Here is an 18,814-nt window from a genome sequence, read left to right on the forward strand (position 1 = left end):
CACGTTCTCGGATTAATATTATGTCTGCTGAAAAAAATAATCCTCTCAACGAGCTGGATCACCAACCCAGAAATTGGTTAGACAAAATTATTTTCAAACTTGGTGATGCAGCCAGTATATTTTACTTGTTTACAGTTGTTATTACGTTTTATGAAATAGTCATGCGTTATGCCTTTAACGCACCCACGATTTGGGTTCATGAAACGGCTACATTTGTTGGTGGTATATTATTTGTTTTAGGTGGTAGCTATGCATTAGCTACAAACCGTCATGTTCGGATTGTATTGCTCTATGATTCAGTGTTAGATAGAACCCAAAACTTTTTGAATGTCTTCCATCATATTATGGGGTTGATATTCACTGCTTCACTGATTTACGCCTCATATTATATGGCCGAAAGTGCCTTTTATGCGCCTTGGGGGGAGCCGCGGTTGGAAACTTCTGGCTCTGCCTGGGACCCAGCTTTTCCAGCTTACACCAAGCTCATTATTCTAATGGTATTTGTCATTATGTTTTTTCAATTTTTGTTTCACTTGATTCAAGATTTGGTTGGTATTAGAGGACGTAAGTAATGTTTGAATTATCAGCACTTGGTATTGGTTGGGTCAGCTTAATGATGCTGACATTAATGATCGCGTTGCTTATCACTGGCATGCAATTAGCTTTTGTAACAGGTTTAGTTGCTGTCGTTTTTGCCGTTGGTTGGTTTGGGCCAGATGCTGTTGGTGTTGTTTCCAGCCGTGTATATAGTTTTGTCGGTAGTTATGTATTTTTGGCAGTGCCGATGTTTGTTATGATGGCTGCCTTGCTCGATAGATCGGGTATCGCTGTCGATCTATTTGACGCAATGAAAAAAGTTGGCCGAAAAATACACGGTGGGGTCGGAGTACAAACACTCCTCGTTGCTGTCATTTTAGCATCTATGTCAGGTGTTATTGGTGGTGAAATAGTATTGCTGGGTATTCTGGCATTACCTCAAATGCTTCGCTTAGGCTATGACAAAAAGCTCGCTATTGGCATCACTGCAGCAGGTGGTGCATTAGGTACAATGTTACCTCCGAGCATCGTTTTGATTATCTATGGTTTAACGGCAAACGTTTCAATTGGTGACTTGTTTAAGGCCTCTTTCTTGCCTGCCTTTATGCTAGCTATGTTTTATGTGATCTATGTATTGGTATATTCTAAGTTATATCCTGATAAAGCACCGATTCCTAGCGATGAGGAGTTAGCGGCAGACGATGCAAAAAATGTAAATTATGTTAGAGCTCTGTTTTTTCCACTTTTAACCGTGGTTTTTGTTTTAGGCAGCATTTATGGTGGTATAGCCTCTGTTACAGAAGCCTCTGCACTAGGCGTTGTGGGTATCGTGATCAGCGCAGCTATCCGTAAAGAACTAACTTGGATGGTTTTGAAAGAAAGTGCACAAGCGACGATGCGAACCTGCGGCATGATCATTTGGATTGGTATTGGTGCAACGGCGTTGGTTGGCGTATATAACCTAATGGGTGGTATCGACTTTGTTGAGCAATTAATCTTGTCTCTCAGTGGCGGTAATGCCATGTTAACAGTCTTAATTATGATGCTGATTTTGTTTATCTTAGGTATGTTTTTGGACTGGGTGGGCGTTGCACTTTTGACTATGCCGATCTTCGTACCGATAATTATTGGTCTGGGTATGGATCCCATTTGGTTTGGGGTTGTATTCTGCTTAAATATGCAAGTTTCTTTCTTATCTCCCCCATTCGGTCCGGCAGCTTTCTACTTAAAATCGGTCGCGCCAAAAGATATTTCTTTAGGTTTGATTTTCAAATCACTTATCCCGTTTATTATCATGCAGGTAATAGCCCTGTCATTAGTTGTTGCTTTTCCTCAGCTTGCTCTATGGTGGAAGTAGGCCTAATGCATAGCAATTTTCATAGAACGTATCGTTTATTTATGTCGGGCTTCTATTTATTAGACACAAATAATGAATAAAAAAATAGTAGTTATGGGCGTCTCTGGGTGTGGAAAATCTGTTATTGCTAAAAAATTAGCACAACATTATATGTTTCCTTTCTTTGATGGTGATGATTTTCATCCACAAGAAAACGTGGACAAAATGGGCAATGGTATGGCTCTAAATGATGAGGACCGAGGCTCATGGTTATTCAAACTTAACCACATTATTAATAAAAATGACTCTTTAGTATTGTCTTGCTCAGCACTCACACAAGCCCATCGAGATCAGCTAAAACGAGGTAACGATGGCGTTCAGTTTGTCTATCTAAAAGGATCCCGCGATCTGATTTGGTCGAGGTTGAAACTTCGAACAGGCCATTATTTTACTGGTGAAGCCATGCTGGAAAGCCAGCTTGAAACGTTGGTTGAACCTAGCGCCGGCGAAGCAATAGCTGTGGATATTGATCACTCAATTGAAGATATCGTTAATCTCTCTATCGCTTTACTTGATTGCAAAAAATACACTTAAATTAATAGCCCAGTTATTTATTTCCCCAAAGTATATTAACAACGTATTTGTAGTGTAGTGGTCAAGTATTCCCGGACAGTAAGTTAAGTTTGTTTTCTGCTGCTGCCGGACTCAAACTGTTATTGTAACTGTGGGGCCGTCGATTATTGTAATAATCCGTTAGATAATGACCGATATCCATTTTCGCTTCGTGGTTCACTCGAGACCCCAAACGTGGCATCCACTCCGACTTATAGCTTCGGAACAATTTCTCCAACGGTGCATTGTCCCAACAATTTTCCCGATGACTCATACTTTTTGTTATTTGGCATCGCCACAACAGTTGCCGATAGGCCGTGCTGCTATATTGGCTGCCTTGATCCGAATGGAACATGAGGCCACTCTGACGCCCTCTGCGTTCAAAGGCATCCGATAAGGCCTTCATTGCCAGCTGGGTATCAACCTTATCCGATACAACCCGCCGTGCGGATAGGTCAATTACGACCGCCAGGTAGATCCATCGTGAACCAGAACATATATAGGTAATATCCCCGCACCAGACTTGATTGGGCTGAGAAACGTTAAACGCTCATGACAGTATATTAGGTACTTCGATATGTTCCGATTTTGCGATCTTGTATTTATGGGGCCCAGGCTGGCAACATACCGAGGACGCCTCCTTGATCAGCTAATGGACGCGATAGCGGCCCGCTCGAATGCCTTCATTGGCCAGTCTCGACTGAATCATTCGACTGCCAGCGGAACCCCGACTTTCGTTAACGGTTCGGATAACATGCGCCTTCAGTTCGAGTCGTTGAACGTTAATGTGGCGTTTCTGTTGGCAACAATCATAGTACGATGCTCGCGCACACTAGAGGCCTTACAGACCATATCGACCGGCTCAAGCCATCTCAATTGATCAATCAGTTCGTACGATTCCATTCGTCCGACATTAAGAGAGCAGCCGGAATGCCGTACCAAGCCTTTTTAAATATGATTTTCTCGCATTCCAGTCGATTGATTCGTGTTTCAAGTTCCTGAATACGCTGTTGATCTTGTGTCAAGGCCTTACTTTCAGGCGTAATGCCGCCCCGTTCAGATTTACGTTGGTCATCCTAACGACGAATTCGTGTCTTATCGATATCGAGAGATGGCCTGGCCGCTAATGGAGATCTCTCAATTCTATTTCAGGTGCGGTGAATGGTTGAAAAGCCCTCAGAATCTAGCCTATTTCGGTGTAACGTCAAACCCTTATGGATAGCGGGCTGCAGCTTATTTTACACTGCAATACCCCGACCTCGTGTAACGTCAAAGCCCCGTGGTTATTGAGCTGTAGCTTATTCAACACCCATATAGAGAGTGACACCTTTTTTTTAACTATTTTTTAGTGATGTTTTTCTATCTTGGGTTTTGGTGTATTGGTGTAAAATAAGCTGTAAGCCATTACCGACGTGGGCTTCACGTTACACCATGTTGGGGTATTTCAGTGTAAAGTTGCACATAAAAGGGGCCGAGGCCCCTGTTATGTTAAGTCCCGATCAAGACTGGCTAACGTATCGTTCCTTTTTTCCCTGTTTAACCAGCCTTATCTCACCATTACCGACCATGGCGCCTATAGCACCGCTGATGATCTCTTGAGCGCCTTTAACTGTGTCCGATCTTTGTCGAGTCATGGTTTGGGCATCCTATCGTGGTTTAGGTTTTCAAGTGTGCTAGCGATGAAGGAGAGTTACCCCAACGGTACTTGGGTTTATAGGCTGTAGAGGCTGGCTTTGCCCCTGGGGGGCTGTGGAAGTGATGTGATGCTTTGTATCATTAGTTTGAAAGCACCCCATTCATCCCTCTCGGCCAATCTGGTCCGCTAACGGCGCGCTAGGGACCGGATGTGGGGGGCGGTGTTGGGGATTTAATCCAGCTGCATGGAAATCAATTTGAAAAAATAACCATAAAGCGGTGTAAGCCATGCTAAAGCCATTGCTGGTATTATCATTGTGAAGTCCATTTGCGCCGCCGCATTGGTATTTAGTATAACGACTACTCCTATTAAAAGGCCGAGCCATCCACCGCGGACGCATCCATCGCCAAATCTAGTAATTATATTTTCACCGTCTTTAGCGCCCAATCCGTGGCCAACACCAACTGCTACCACCACCACTAACGCCATCAAATCAATCGCGATAGCAAGCGCGCCCGCTGACATTAAAGCACCAGCTATTGTACCTAGAATTATCAATACCCCTATGTATCGTTTCATAAACATAATCTCTATTTTTGGAATAAGTTAACTGAACATACCACAATATCTGTCAATTATTAAAACCATTTAGCCGTTTCAACCCAACCGCCTGCACTGTAATCCCCCCATAAGGATGAAGGGGGGCTGAGTCAGTGATTCTTGAATTGACCACTGCTGGTTGGGCATTCATATTCACATGGATTCAGTTGTCGCTTAAGAGTTCTGACTTCATCATGATTATGAAGTCTTTTGAATTGCACATATTGATCGTATCTGATTTTGCCAAGAGAGTAAGGTATATTACTAAGCAGGTTCACGGTTGCTACATTAGGGATCCACGAATTAATGATACTTATTATATTATCGTAGAAGTTAAATGATTTATTTTCTCATGGGCCTATATTTTGTCTGGATCGTTGGTCCATATTATAACAATGCGAATTGGTCCCTTCGGATGCTGTTATTGGTCCCGCCACCCTTTGCTCAAGCCCTAAAATCATTTTCTGATGGCGAAGGGCTATTATTATCGCTAGAACAGTTCGGTGCTCTCTTTGTGTTTTGTATAGCGGCGGCTGAGGTAGTCGTTCTCTTTAAACGCCGTGCGTAATTTGGGTGAAGCGGTTCGCTGTTGGAGCAACAGCGCCCCTATCCCAAAAACGCCACTATCTGCTCAGGACTGTGCAATATCCTGCGCTCCGGCGGCGCGAAGCTCCGCTTCCGAACGAAAACCCCAGATCACGCCCACGGCCCGGTAGCGGGCGTTACGGGCGGTGTACATATCCACATCGCTATCCCCCAAATAGAGCACCTGCTCCGGTGTTAGGCCTAGGGCTGAGGTAACAAGATTTGAGACATCGGTGCTGGGTTTTACCGCGAGCCCCTCAACCTGACCTTGGACCACACGCCAAGGCCAGCGGGCAAGAAAATGGGCCACGCGTTGGTCGGCAAAGATCTGGGGTTTATTGGTCAAGATTAGCACCCCCGGAAATGAATGGCCTTTTGAGCACCGCTAATGATCTCTTGTGAGCCTGGCTCTTTGTCTGATCTTTGGCGATTTATTGCCAACGCATCCTATCGTGGTTTTGGTTTTCAAGTGTGCTAGCGATGAAGGAGAGGTACCCCAACGGTACTTGGGCCTATAAGCTACAGAGGCTGGCTATGCCCCCTGGGGGGGCTGTAGCGGCGTGTGAACCAGCATACCGTTGCTCAGTGCGATTGAAATGGGCGCATACGAAAATACCCTTTAATTATATATGGGTATTGTCTCACTAATTGGAAGGCGTTTGAATACTATTGTTGAGAGGCTTTTGTATCGAAATGCTAAGCAAGGAATGAATCTGCCAGCTTTAATAATTCCTCATTGAGCTGGCAGTGTCTGTTAGTTGGCGAGGGATCCAGTACACCCAGCTATGGGTGTGCGGCGGCCCAATCACTGGACATCTTTTGAGCGCGGGCAAGCTGTTCACTATTTAATTCTTCCGCAGCCGCATCTCGAACATCCGGTTCTGCGCCGTTGGCGGCAGCTAGATTTGCCCACATGTAGGCGAGTTCAAAGTTTGGCTCGATGCCTTTACCGAAAACATACATCCTTCCTAGATTAAGCTGCGCAATAGAATTTCCCTGCTCGGCCGAGAGCGTATACCAGTAGACGGCTTTCTTGGCATCCTGGGGGACACCTTGACCGTTATCGTACATGGATCCTAGATTAGCTTGCGCTCTAGCATCTCCCTGTTCGGCCGAGAGCGTATACCAGTAGACGGCTTTCTTCGCATCCTGGGGAACGCCTAGACCGACATCGTACATGTTTCCTAGATTAACTTGCGCGCCTGAATCTCCCTGCTCGGCCGAGAGCGTATACCAGTAGACGGCTTTCTTGGCATCCTGGGGGACACCTTGACCGTTATCGTACATGTATCCTAGAGCAAATTGCGCATTAGAATCTCCACCATTTGCATCAATCGTCCACTCAGCCAATGCCTCTGTAAATTGACCTAAATTATAATATGTGAAGCCCTTTTCAACATCCGCGAAAACTAAAGGCGACAGTAACCCGATAGCCGAAAGGATTGCTGAACCAAGCCATGCTCTAACTGAAAGTCGTTTTTTTGATATATCCATGGAAACTCACCCTTACGGTCAAAATTGTAGCCGGCCACCGGATACTGGTTAGCCAAGCTACTAAGGCGTCGCGATCGAAAAAACCTCATTTCAAGAGGCTAGTTGATACGAACTATGTTAAAAAATATCATATTTAACGATGTCTGGGCTAAAGTTTTTACCCCAATATGAAATTTAATGGACCGATATTTGAAACTTAAAGTAGCAAATAGAACTAACTCAGTACTTTCAAGTAACTGGTATCGATATATTTGACCAAAAACTGTCCGTATCTCGAGTAAAGTCCAGTTGGTGCCTTCGCCAAGGCTATTAAATTGACAGATACCCATGCAGGCAGCAGACTGATTTACCACAAAGCTGGGTTCTGGCCTTTGTCAGCTAATGCTAAACTGAGACCCGGTAAAGCGGATAGAGTCGAGTAATAGCCTTTATCCAAGAAAAACAGCCGACACCAGTCACATATGGCGAGTGCTGGGTTGTTGGCTTTTAGGCAGTCACGAGGAATTTCACGATGGCAGAAGCACCAATCGGAATGATCTCAGTAGAAGATTTTGCAAAAATAAAGGATATGAATCGCACCAGAATTATAAATATGATTCTCGATGAATCTTATATAGGAAAGAAGGTTGACGGAGAATGGTATATAGATAGCGCCGAAATCAATAGAGGATCAACTTCGAATTCTGATAGCGCTGTAAGAATTCAATCAAATGGCACATCAAATGAAGTAGTCGTCATAGATATACGCATGCCGTTTATTTCAATGGTTATATTCATGATAAAGTTTGTAATTGCGGCAATTCCTGCAACTATTATCTTATTTTTTATAGGCTTTGTATTTACGACCATTTTGGGTGTTTCAATCGGAAGCATTATTGGTTAATAATTCTAGATTAACAAAAAACATGTGTCAGCTTATGATGCGTGTGCATTTTTGTGTCTAGCCCATCTGTCATGGTTCATCTTTTACTGCAAGAGGCTTATGGGCATCCATGCCGGGAAAACTCGGTAATCAATTAGTTGGATAAGTTGTATGCGCGTACGAGACATTAAGTAAGTATAGAGACCTTATTTATTTTATACCTCGTACGCGCATACAAGAAATCCAATTAATTAGAGATCGTTACGTTTTTTAGCGCTGCATAGCGCTCCGTCCTGGCCTGTTTTATCCGAGCTGCGTGGTTTTGAAATTGCTTATGAACCAATGGGTTGACACTAAAAACCCCATCAGACCGCCTACCTCGCTTGCCCGGTACCGTCGCAGGCGTAATATCAACAATCCAACCAAGCTCAATAAGATTATCAATGGCTGCTTCGGCCTGGTGGTTATCCGCCTGCTGCCAGTAGGTCGCATCTCTCGTTAGATCGCCCCGCTTAAACGTAATCCACTTTTTAGCCAGCGCAGCCTCGGCGGTACTCACAACGAGTTTTCGGATGTCATCCGTTTGCATATCGAGTACACGGTAAACGGCCTCTGAGTGGCGATAGAGGACACCCATAAGCCTCATGCCTTTATCCATCGTTTCAGGTTTCAACAGCCGCCGAGGGTCGGTTTCATTTGCCGCTGCGTCTATCAAATGCAAAGAAAACGATATTCTGCCCAGCATCCCAGGGAACTTGTCCAAATGTTCGCCAAATCGTTGTGCGGATGTCCGTTGTGCAAGTTTTCGGATCGAATTGTGATAATCCATCATCATGCGTTTAGCTTCATTGCTTAACTCAACTTGAAAGCCTGTGTAGCCGTCTAATGTTTTAAATATAGACGAGACACTGGATGCAGCCAGCGGGTCATTGTGAGCCATATAATCAACTTCACCAGCCGGGCGAAGGCAATACATTAAAAACCGTTGATAAAGTCCATCTGAACCGCCACCGCTCTTTCTGAATAATTGTGCAAGTTTTTCTGGTTGAATGCCTGCAAGGATACCGACGCTAAAATCCTCTACAACCAATGGGGTCTTGCTAACTCGGTTAATTGAGACCTGCCCGCCGTCATATGAGCGCAGATAGACCCCACGATCTTTACCACCGTCCTTCCCACTGTATGCGTCCATGCGACCGATAAACTCAGTTATTTCATCAAAATATAGGTTCACGCCTTCGGGGTTATGCCCTAACAGTTGGGCTAGTGCCTCGGTCGTTAGGTCAGTGGCATGCCGCTGCTTCCATTCTGGTTTTGGTGGCGGATCAGTCTTATCTGTCGTTGCCCGTTTTACGGCCTTATTCCATTTTATTAACAACCGGATCGACTCCTTAACCGTGGCTGTATTTATGTCATCAGCAGCAAACGTTGACGTTTTAATTACCGGGCTTTTGCCTTGGCCTGAATCACCAACAATACCACCCCATAAAAACGCCGGCACTTTAAACGGGCCAAGATTTAACTTGGCGCGATGGTCAATGGTATTCCCTGCGGTTATCAACAGACAAAAGGCATAGCCGCCAGGGTCAAAACCGGACTGTGCTGACTTTTCTTCGCAATAGCTTTTAAATGCATCGGGCAATATCTCCATCGGAAAAGCCGGCACAGGATATTCAGTAAAAGGATCCGCTAGGCTAGGCCAATTGGTTACTGAGCTATTAACCATCAGAGGCCCGGCAGCAGCTGCCTGTTGCATGTAGTTCCTCTGGTTAGACTTTGTCAGGGTTGTGCCGTCAGGCGTCGTGAACGTGTTTCCTAGGGCCTTCAGTGCGGCGGTACGGTCGTTGCCATGCTCGTAAAACATAAACAGGTCAAACGCATCACCGCTTGCGCCGCTGTTATTGGCCCTCCCAACACCAACGTCCCTGTCCGACTCGTGGCTGCTCATCCAGCGATTACTTTTGGTTGTAACGCCAGGACTTTTACTCGAACTATTGGGGCTGAGCCATTTCGAGCCTTTCTTCGGGTAGCCGTACTGGGCAAATAACAGTGGCAGCTCATAGGCCTCGTTAAAGGCGTCTATGGGGCTTAATTGGTCGGTCTGCTGACGTTGGTGTTGCTTCACCTTTGCGGCCGCCATACGCTCCGTTTGGGCCTTCTGCTCCTGCTTCTGTTCCTCGACCGCTTGAGTGATTCTGTCGCGCCACATGCTTGGTGACAGCTTGTCGCCTATAACGTGTTCGGTTATATAGCAGTCGCCCCTGTTCGGTAAATAACAAAGCTGCCCGGCACGCTCATTTGCGCGGTCTGGGACGATATTGGCTTCGGCCAAAATGCTATTGAAAATATTTTGCATAATGATGAAAGTCTTGCCGTCTATGGCTTCATCCAATGGCAAAACAAATCGAGCTTTCTGCTTTATCTTGGTCGCGCTTTTAGTTGTGTACGCCAGCATCTGGACACCCGGCAGCTTGGCGCTAATAGCCGTTACCATATCGTTTAGGGTTGCGGTCGGTGCGTCTGTCTCCGCCCACAGTGCCCAATATTCGCCCTCGTCGTGCTGCTTTGCGTGGCGTCGATCCATTAATGTGGACGGAATGAACCAACGGGCCTCGGCCTTTTCGACCTGCTGAGGATTGGACAGCATGGCCTCAATCTCAGATAGGCTAATGGTCAGATAGGCTTGTGGCTTCGCTGTATTGCGATCGCTATGGTGCTGGCCTAAGCCCGATACTAGGGCTGGTTCTGCGTTCTTAGCCAGACTATAGTCGTTAACGGTTGCAGTCATAAGGCCACCTCCTGCTGAATTAGCACATAGCGGGCAATTCCATATAGTCGACCTTGGGGGTCATGATCATCCAACCATTGGCCTGCTACTGGGTTCCATAGATTGGCTAACATTACCGGCGCTATGGTTGCCTGCTCAGGCATCGAGAAGGACCGAAGGCAGATCATGCGATCACCTCCCGCTGTTCCCAGGCTTCTAAGTCTGACAATAGCCAACGAGTTGATCCGTTTAGTTTTTTAGGTTTGGGTAAGTTATCTTCCTTGCACCACCGCCATATCGTTGCACGACTGACTTCGTAACGTTCGGCTAGTGCTTTGTCGGAAAAATATTGTTTAGTCATGTTATCGCCTCAATTCGTTTTATATGAATGCGATAGCCATTAAATAGACAAGTTTGATCTAAGAGTACACGATAAACCTCGGCTACTAGTTACCGTTCTTCTTTGCCGCGATGAGCAGGCGAAAGCTCGATGTCAGTAAAATAGATAATCGTTTTTAGCCAATCCAAGAGCTGCTGGCTACTCTTGTGGCTTGTCGTTTTGGCATGGAAATGGTCATCTAAATTATCTTTTGCTAGTTTGACTGCTTCTGCGCTTTTCCCTTTTTTTAGGTGAACTTCATGAAATGCCATCAATGCCACTTGGATAGCTTCATGATCAACAGGTCTACCGCCGGAGCATTTGCGGACTTCGTATCTCATTTCGTAAAGCTGCTCTGGAGTAAAAACTAAACCCTCAAGGATGTTTTCTCGATAATGATCAGTCCACATTTTTTTGTGCCACGCTTTCATTTGATCGGGATCGGTTATGCCCCGGTCTATCCACCTTTGGTTTACCTCGTCGACTAGTCGCTCTGATTCTTTCTTGAATAGTTTCTTCATTTCGGGGTTAGCGATATCCTCCCATTTGTCTAAAAGAGCCGCCTTTAACGGTGTAGAATTGTTCAGTTTTTTATTCACGATAACGCCTCCACGTTAGTTAGGTATATTCCCCATTCATCCATAATCGGCGCACGCTTGTCCAGGAGGTCAGTTCGCTGATTAGACTTGTGCGCCGTTCTTCGTCTGCATAATTGTAACCTCGCGCATTACTCATGCTCCCGAACTCCCAATCAATGTAACGCTTGCGGCTTTCTGATCGGCTCCGTGCTTAACAAACAGGGCCCACTCATCCATTAACCGACGTCGCTTGTCCAATAGCTCTGAACGGGCATAGGCGGCCCGTGTGCTGTCACTACCTACATGGGCTAAGGCAAGCTCTGAAACTTCGTCAGCGTAGCTTGTGTGCTCGCTACACCAGTCTTTAAATGTCGATCGAAAGCCATGAGCCGTAACTTTGTGGCCGATACGTTTTGGGACCATGGATATGGTGTTATCGGTGATCGGTCGCCCGCTTGTCGAGTTCGGAAAAACGTACTCATTTGAACGTGGCAGAGCCTCCAATAGAGCGATCGCATCAGCGCACAGTGGCACACGGTGAACCTTGCCCGCTTTCATCCGCTCAGCGGGAACTGTCCAAACCTTGTTGGGTAGATCAAATTCCGCCCACACCGCGTTGCGCACTTCGCCAGATCGGCCAGCGGTCAAAATCAGTAATTCCAAGGCCTTTGCACCTGGCCGATCTTGATGGCGTAGCTTGGCCATAAACTCAGGCAGCTGTTGGTAGGGCAACGAGGCATAATGCTCCACTCGAGCAATTTTATTTGGTGCGGCCAGTGATAGGTCTAGGTTGCCTTTCCAGCGAGCGGGGTTCTCACCGGTTCTAATGCCCTTGGCTATGGCCAGGTTGAGCACTTGTTCAATATAAGTTCGGGTTCGTCTGGCAGTTTCATTCTTGATTAGCCATATTGGCTCCAACAGTTTCACAACGTGAGCCCGCTCGATGTCACTGACCACCATTGAGCCAATAATGGGGTATGCATAGCTTTTCAGCATTGTTGTTAGTTTTTGAGTCTGTTTAGAGGTTTTGAACTCGAGAGACTTTTTATTAATAAACTCTTGGGCGAGCTGTTCAAAGGTTACCGTCTTCGCCTGGCTGGCGATGATCGCCGCCTTTTGTGCTCGTCGTTCGAGGATTGGGTCAATGCCTTGAGCTATCTGTTCGATGAAGGACCTAGCCTTTTCCCGAGCTTCTTTTAAGCCAATGGCAGGGTAGGCCCCCAAGCCGATCTCACGGCGTTTTGAACCAATGGTCTTTCTTAGAATCCAGCTGGTTGAGGTTATACCGCGTATCTGCAGATAGAGCCCACTGATAACACCGACAGCAAACACACCTTGTTTGGAGGCGGATACAAGGCGTCGAATCTCAACTGCTGTTAATTCTCTTGCGCGTTTTGGCATAAATCCTCTTCGGTGACTGTAGCCGGGCACCGTAACACCTACCCGCCATACAGCCCTCCATAAAAACTAGGATTTGATGATATTTGATAAGATGCGATAAGACAAGTAAATACGCAAAGGCCCGCTAGTAATGGGCTGCAGAGCATTGGTTTGAGATGAATCGAGACTATGAAATGGTGCCCTCATCCGGCACGACAAATTCAATATTGTCGTAGCGCTCTTGCAGCACGATCGCATCGGAATTATAGGACATAGCCGCCTTGACCAGCCCTTGATTGAGCAAGTTGTCATCGAAATCTAAGGTCTGATAATAGGCTACGCGCTGTTTCTGGGCACTGAGCAGCGCCAGGGCCTCGGCCAGCTCGGCCGGATCGGTGCTGTTCGGTCCATCACCTTGTGCCAGTAGGGCGATGACCAACAATTCTGAGGCCTGGGGGAGCATTTGAATAAAACCCGTTAAGGCCTCGTTGGGCTCGAACAGGTCGGCCCAGCGGGTCGGTGCGGTGTCGAGCAGGTCAGAGCGATAAGTGATGCCATAGGTCCCCCAGCTGTATGGGATCGCATAGCCCTCTATGCCCGGTACCCGCTGATGCCACAGTTCACCATGTCCGGCTAGGTGAACGAGTCGTTCGGTGGCGATGGGCGCGAGCCAGCCCTGATCGATATAGGTCGGCAGCTTGATATCATCGACCAAAATAAGGTCGAAGCCATTGCCCTGGTTCTCGGCCATGATCTGGTCGCGAACCTCATCGTTATCATAATAGATGGACTGGACCGTGACCTGATGCGTCGCCTCAAACCGGCTGATCAGTTCCGGATCGAAATAGTCCTCCCAGGTTAGGATGCGCAGGGTGTTGGCGTCGGCCCAAGCCCCTGCCGAGAACGACAGGGTGGCCGCCGCGAGGACACAAATGTTGCGCCAAAGTGATGGAGTCATCTATGGATCTCAAGCAATGGGAGTAATAGATAACGATAGTACAAGAAATAGCCTGGGGCTTTATTTAGCGATGATTAGTTGGCTCGGGGGCTGGGCCGGGCCACAGGCCCCAGCCCGATTGAACGCGGATTATTTAAGGCACTGCAGGAGATATTGCAGCGGGTGGCCCAAGGTTTTTTGATGGAGTCGTTTGACCTGGCTGCGACAGGAATAACCGGTACTGAGCAGCATCTCGCTCGGCTGGTTTTCGACCACGGCCTGCCAGGACAGCTTATAGATATTTTCCGAGTTGGTGCGATTGCGCGTTTCATGACCATAGGTGCCGGCCATGCCGCAACAGCCGACCGCCTCGTGGTTCAAGGTTTGGTTGAGCATGGCAAAGATCTCGGTCCAGTCTTTCATCGCCGCCGGGGCATTGGTCTTTTCGGTGCAGTGACCCAAGAGCTTGACTGAGCCTGTATTAAACCGATGCGCCTGAGCGGCTAAGCGCTCCTTGTGCTGCGCCAAAAATTCCTGCACTAGGTAGACCGGTGGCACGGCCAGTTTTACGTACTTAACGTACTCGGCACGGTAACTCAGGGTCATGGAGGGATCGATACCGACCAGGGCAATGCCGGTATTGGCTAAGCGTTGCAGCTTGCGTTGATTGCGTTTTGCAACCCACGCGAACAGATGTAAAAAGCCGTGCACGTGCAGGGGTTTGCCATTGGGCGCATACGGCATGACCCAGACCCTAAAGCCCAACTCCTGCAGGCAGTCGATAATATCCAGTACCACCGGGGTTTCGAAAAAGCTGGTGAAGGCATCCTGAACCAAGATCACCGAACGTTCGCGCTCACTGGCCGACAGGCCATCGAGCAAGATCGGATCGGCAAAGAAAAGTTTGCGTCGGCGCAGTTCACGGCGAAAATTCAGCGAGTGGATCAGCGGACTGTCGACCATGCCAGCGACATCGCGTAGCACCCGCTTAACCGGATTGAGTGACATGGCGGTGTTGTAGAGCCACTTAAAGGGTGCAAAGGCGAGCACCGGGATAATGAATTCCAGGCTACCAATAAAGTAGTCCTTGAGCGGTCGCAGGTAACGGCCATAATAGATCTGCAGGAAGCGGGCGCGGAATTCGGGCACATCGACCTTGATCGGGCACTGGCCGGTACAGGATTTACAGGCCAGACAACCGGCCATCGAGTCGGCCACCTCATGGCTGAAATCGTATTGGCCTTGGCGCTGTTTTAGGCTGTTCCAGGCACGGGGAATAAAATGCAGCAGCGGCACACGGCGCTTTTGCCGCTCGCTCAGTGCGGTGGTATCGACATTCTTTTCGCTCAGCAGACGCAACCATTCACGGATCAGTGATGCTCGGCCCTTGGGCGATTGGCGACGATCCTGGGTGACCTTAAAGGACGGGCACATGGCGTCGTTCGGGTCCCAGTTAAAGCAGGCACCGTTGCCATTGCAGTACATGCCCGAGCCAAACTGGGTCCAGCTCTTGACGGCAATGGTTCGATCCAGCTCGCCGCGGGTGCCAACCTCATCGATGCGCAGCAGCGGGATCTTGTCCTGGTGGGTAGCGATCTTGCCGGGATTGAGCTGATTAAAGGGATCGAAGGCGCGTTTAATTTGCTGCAATTCCGGGTAGAGATCGCCGAAAAAGGTCGGCGAAAATTCCGAGCGCACACCCTTGCCGTGTTCGCCCCAGAGCAGACCATTGTATTTACTGACCAGGGCGACAACCTGATCGGTAATCTGGCGCACCAGCTTGAATTGGGCCTCGTCCTTTAGATCGAGCGCGGGGCGGACATGCAAGACGCCGGCATCGACATGACCAAACATGCCATAACGCAGCTTATGCTTATCGAGGACGGCGCGAAACTCCATAATAAAGTCGGCCAGATTTTCAGGCGGTACCGCCGTGTCTTCGACAAACGGCACCGGGCGGGCCTCGCCCTTGGCATTGCCGAGTAGGCCAACCGCCTTCTTGCGCATCGACCAGAGTTGTTGCACCTGCTGATGGCCGCGGGCGATGGCGTAACCGATGTTCTTACCGGTCTGACCGGTCTGCTCCTGCAATCGATCGGTCAGATTGCTGATATTGCGTTCTAACTCAGCTTCTGTTTCAGCGGTAAATTCAACCAGATTGATGCCATCGATAAACTGCCCTTGGGCATCGAAAAACTGACTGACCGAATGCCAGATAATATCCTCACGCGCTAAGCCCAAGACCGTGCTGTCGATGGTCTCGATTGATGAGGGCTGCGCGCTGAGCAGCGTCTGGGCATCGCGCAATGAGGCCTCAAAGGAGCCATAGAAGACATTGACTAGGGCTGCCAGCTTGGGAATTTTAACTAGATTGAGTTTCGCTTCCACAACAAAGCCTAGCGTGCCTTCGGAGCCGCAGATAATATTGTTGAGGTTAAATTGGCCCTGATCGTAGATATGGGCCAGATCGTAACCGGTCATGCAGCGATTGAGCTTGGGGAACTTGGCGATAATATCGGCCTGGCGACGCTGATAGACATCGTCGACCGTGGCATGGATCTGACCGATGCGGTCGGTGCCGGCACTGAGACGTTTTAGCGTATCGGCGTCGATCGGCTGGCTGTGATGGCGGTCGCCGCTGAGCAATACCGTGTCCAGCTCCAGGACGTGATCGCGCGTCTTACCATAGAGCACTGAACCCTGGCCGCTGGCGTCGGTGTTGATCATACCGCCGATGGTGGCCCGGTTACTGGTCGACAATTCCGGCGCAAAAAACAGCCCATAGGGTTTTAGGGCGTGATTGAGTTGATCCTTAACCACGCCGCTCTGTACCCGCGCCCAACCCTCGTCGGCATTGATTTCGAGGATCTGATTGAGATACTTCGACAGATCGACAACCAGGCCGTCGGTCAATGACTGGCCATTGGTGCCGGTGCCGCCGCCGCGCGGGGATAACACGATGGCTTGCCAGCGGTCGGTTGCCGCCAGGCGAGTGAGTATTTGCACATCCTCGGCATGACGAGGTAAGACCACGGCCTGAGGCAGAATTTGATAGATGGAGTTGTCGGTCGCCAGCACGGTGCGCTGGGCATAGTCCGGGCAGATATCGCCCTCAAAACCGGCCAAACGGACCTCGTCGAGATAGGCGAGATAGGCCGATTGGGTTTCAGTCAGTTCGTGTAGGCGAGGCAACATCTGGCTTGGGCTCCGTAAATGTAGGGCAGGTCGCTATGCTCATGCGCTGGCGACCGATTTCGGCACTGCTGACGCGAACGATCGTAAGTCTTTATACGAGCGTTGCGTCGGGCCGGATTGCGATCGGGGCTCGCCAAAGCGAGCCTGATTAGCCTTGGGCTGTTTGGCTATTAACCATATGGATGTGATCAATAACCTCGGCGATGGGCATCTCAATCTTATCCTCGGAGGCGCGGGACTTATATTCCAGCAAGCCAGTGGCCAAACCGCGATCGCTGACCACAATACGATGCGGGATGCCGATCAATTCCATATCGGCAAACTTGACACCCGGGCTGGTCTTCTTATCGCGATCATCGAGCAGCACATCGAAGCCGGCGGCCTGTAAATCGATGTAAAGCTGTTCGGCCACGGCCATGACGTCCGGTGATTTGTGCGCATTCAAGGGCACAATGCTGACATGGAAGGGGGCAATCGCATAGGGCCAGACGATGCCATTGGCATCGTAGTTTTGCTCGATGGCGGCAGCTACAATACGGGTCACACCAATGCCGTAACAACCCATCAGCATCGGCCTGGTTTTACCACCCTGATCGAGTACCTCGGCCTTGAGCGCCTTGCTGTATTTATCGCCCAATTGGAAAATATGGCCAACCTCAATACCCTTCAGTATCTGCAACGTGCCTTGGCCATCGGGGCTCGGATCGCCGGCGACAATATTGCGCAGATCGGCGATCTCAGGCAGCGCGACATCCCGTTCCCAGTTGATATTTAAATAATGTTTGCCGTCCAGATTGGAACCGGCGCTGAAGTCGGACAGCACCGACACCGAGCGATCGACCACACAGGGAATAGGCAGGTTGACCGGTCCTAAGGAACCCGGTCCGGCACCGATCAAAGCTCGTATACGCGCTTCGCTGGCCATCGTCAGTGGGCTCTTGACCTGGGCCAGTTTCTCGGCCTTAACTTCATTGAGCACATGGTCGCCGCGCACAATTAGGGCAATCAGTTCGGCGTCGCTGTCCTCGCTGGCTTCGACGATCAGTGTTTTAACAGTCTTTTCGATAGGCAGATTATACTGCGTCACCAGCTGCTCAATGGTCTTGGCATCGGGTGTATCGATCAGCGTCATCGCAGCCGTGGCGTCCGCCCGCGGCGTCGTCGGTAATAGGGCCTCGGCGCGTTCGATATTGGCGGCGTAAGTGCCCCCTTCGGCATAGGCAATATAGTCTTCACCGGAGTCGGCCAGGACCTGAAACTCATGTGATGCTGCGCCACCCATGGCGCCGCTGTCGGCCTCCACAGGTCGATAATTGAAACCCAGGCGGTCGAAGATCCGGCAATAGGCTTGATACATATTATCGTATTCGGCCGACAGGCAGGCCTGATCAGCATGGAACGAATAGCCGTCTTTCATAATAAACTCGCGCGCTCGCATAACCCCGAAACGGGGCCGGAATTCATCGCGAAATTTAGTTTGGATTTGGTAAAAATTCATCGGCAGTTGGCGATAGCTGTTCAATTCATTGCGTGCGATGTCGGTGATCACCTCTTCGTGCGTCGGCCCGTAGACGAAGTCGCGGTCGTGCCGATCCTTCACTTTCAGCATTTGGCCTTCCATCGCGTCGATCCGACCCGATTCCTGCCACAATTCGGCGGGCTGGATGGTCGGCATCAGGAGTTCTTGGGCGCCTGAGCGGTCCAACTCTTCGCGAATAATCTGTTCGACTTTTTTCAACACTCGCATGCCGGTCGGCAGCCAGCTATATAGGCCGGACGCCAATTGGCGCACCAGGCCGGCTCTCAGCATCAGCTGGTGGCTGACGATGACGGCATCGGCCGGGGTTTCTTTGACAGTCGCGATGAGATACCGACTTGCACGCATTGAGGCGATCCTTTTGAATGGGTCTGAATTG

Annotated in this window: 14 protein-coding genes and 1 pseudogene; 4 read left to right on the top strand and 11 right to left on the bottom strand. The window is 49.1% G+C overall.

Translation table 11 applies throughout. The features are described from left to right. Positions 1-20 precede the first annotated feature (20 nt). The 3 genes from REIFOR_RS06190 to REIFOR_RS06200 all read left to right on the top strand — a co-directional run bounded on the left by REIFOR_RS06190 (position 21) and on the right by REIFOR_RS06200 (position 2,467). On the top strand, positions 21-572 hold the full coding sequence (locus tag REIFOR_RS06190) for a TRAP transporter small permease subunit (RefSeq protein ID WP_100256727.1): 552 nt from the start codon (positions 21-23) through the stop codon (positions 570-572). Then, complete coding sequence (locus REIFOR_RS06195) at positions 572-1,894, top strand: TRAP transporter large permease (RefSeq protein ID WP_100256728.1); 1,323 nt, start codon at positions 572-574, stop codon at positions 1,892-1,894. Before REIFOR_RS06190 ends, REIFOR_RS06195 begins: the two co-directional genes overlap by 1 nt. A gap of 72 nt (positions 1,895-1,966) precedes the next feature. Continuing rightward, positions 1,967-2,467: a gluconokinase gene (locus REIFOR_RS06200; RefSeq protein WP_227003778.1), complete on the top strand. Its 501-nt coding sequence runs from the start codon at positions 1,967-1,969 to the stop codon at positions 2,465-2,467. A gap of 61 nt (positions 2,468-2,528) precedes the next feature. On the opposite strand, the pseudogene REIFOR_RS17170 reads toward REIFOR_RS06200, so the two are convergent. From REIFOR_RS17170 to REIFOR_RS06235, 4 genes and pseudogenes are all read right to left on the bottom strand, one after another. Beyond that, positions 2,529-3,020, bottom strand: a pseudogene (locus tag REIFOR_RS17170) (IS3 family transposase); the annotation flags it as partial. Positions 3,021-4,352: 1,332 nt separating this feature from the next. Then, entirely contained in the window at positions 4,353-4,700 is a 348-nt protein-coding gene (locus tag REIFOR_RS06215) for a hypothetical protein (protein ID WP_100256732.1), read from the bottom strand. 652 nt (positions 4,701-5,352) lie between these two features. After that, on the bottom strand, positions 5,353-5,652 hold the full coding sequence (locus REIFOR_RS06230; protein ID WP_158524307.1) for an HAD family hydrolase: 300 nt from the start codon (positions 5,650-5,652) through the stop codon (positions 5,353-5,355). A gap of 437 nt (positions 5,653-6,089) precedes the next feature. Beyond that, positions 6,090-6,800, bottom strand: a complete 711-nt coding sequence (locus REIFOR_RS06235; RefSeq protein ID WP_100256736.1) for a tetratricopeptide repeat protein — start codon at positions 6,798-6,800, stop codon at positions 6,090-6,092. Positions 6,801-7,311: 511 nt separating this feature from the next. Here REIFOR_RS06235 and REIFOR_RS06240 point away from each other — a divergent pair. Continuing rightward, positions 7,312-7,683 carry a hypothetical protein gene (locus REIFOR_RS06240; RefSeq protein WP_100256737.1) on the top strand — a complete coding sequence of 124 codons (372 nt, stop codon included), beginning with the start codon at positions 7,312-7,314 and terminating at the stop codon, positions 7,681-7,683. A gap of 226 nt (positions 7,684-7,909) precedes the next feature. Here the strand turns inward: REIFOR_RS06240 and REIFOR_RS06245 are convergent, their stop codons facing one another. From REIFOR_RS06245 to REIFOR_RS06275, 7 genes are all read right to left on the bottom strand, one after another. Beyond that, positions 7,910-10,450 carry a DUF3987 domain-containing protein gene (locus tag REIFOR_RS06245; RefSeq protein WP_100256738.1) on the bottom strand — a complete coding sequence of 847 codons (2,541 nt, stop codon included), beginning with the start codon at positions 10,448-10,450 and terminating at the stop codon, positions 7,910-7,912. Positions 10,451-10,613: 163 nt separating this feature from the next. After that, entirely contained in the window at positions 10,614-10,790 is a 177-nt protein-coding gene (locus REIFOR_RS06250; RefSeq protein ID WP_100256739.1) for a helix-turn-helix transcriptional regulator, read from the bottom strand. Between the two features lie 89 nt (positions 10,791-10,879). Continuing rightward, positions 10,880-11,407: a hypothetical protein gene (locus REIFOR_RS06255; protein ID WP_100256740.1), complete on the bottom strand. Its 528-nt coding sequence runs from the start codon at positions 11,405-11,407 to the stop codon at positions 10,880-10,882. A 132-nt stretch (positions 11,408-11,539) separates the two neighbouring features. Then, the gene (locus REIFOR_RS06260; protein WP_227003779.1) at positions 11,540-12,817 is read right to left on the bottom strand and encodes a tyrosine-type recombinase/integrase; all 1,278 of its coding nucleotides are present in this window, start codon (positions 12,815-12,817) and stop codon (positions 11,540-11,542) included. Between the two features lie 136 nt (positions 12,818-12,953). Continuing rightward, a complete protein-coding gene (locus REIFOR_RS06265; RefSeq protein ID WP_100256742.1) occupies positions 12,954-13,724 on the bottom strand; it encodes an extracellular solute-binding protein in 771 nt (256 codons plus the stop codon). Between the two features lie 129 nt (positions 13,725-13,853). After that, entirely contained in the window at positions 13,854-16,898 is a 3,045-nt protein-coding gene (gene ydiJ, locus REIFOR_RS06270; protein ID WP_100256743.1) for a D-2-hydroxyglutarate dehydrogenase YdiJ, read from the bottom strand. Positions 16,899-17,046: 148 nt separating this feature from the next. Further along, positions 17,047-18,783, bottom strand: coding sequence for a proline--tRNA ligase (locus REIFOR_RS06275; protein ID WP_100256744.1), 1,737 nt, complete (start codon positions 18,781-18,783; stop codon positions 17,047-17,049). Between the last annotated feature and the right edge of the window lie 31 nt (positions 18,784-18,814).

Origin of the sequence: Reinekea forsetii (genome assembly GCF_002795845.1) — a bacterium.
GTDB lineage: Bacteria > Pseudomonadota > Gammaproteobacteria > Pseudomonadales > Natronospirillaceae > Reinekea > Reinekea forsetii.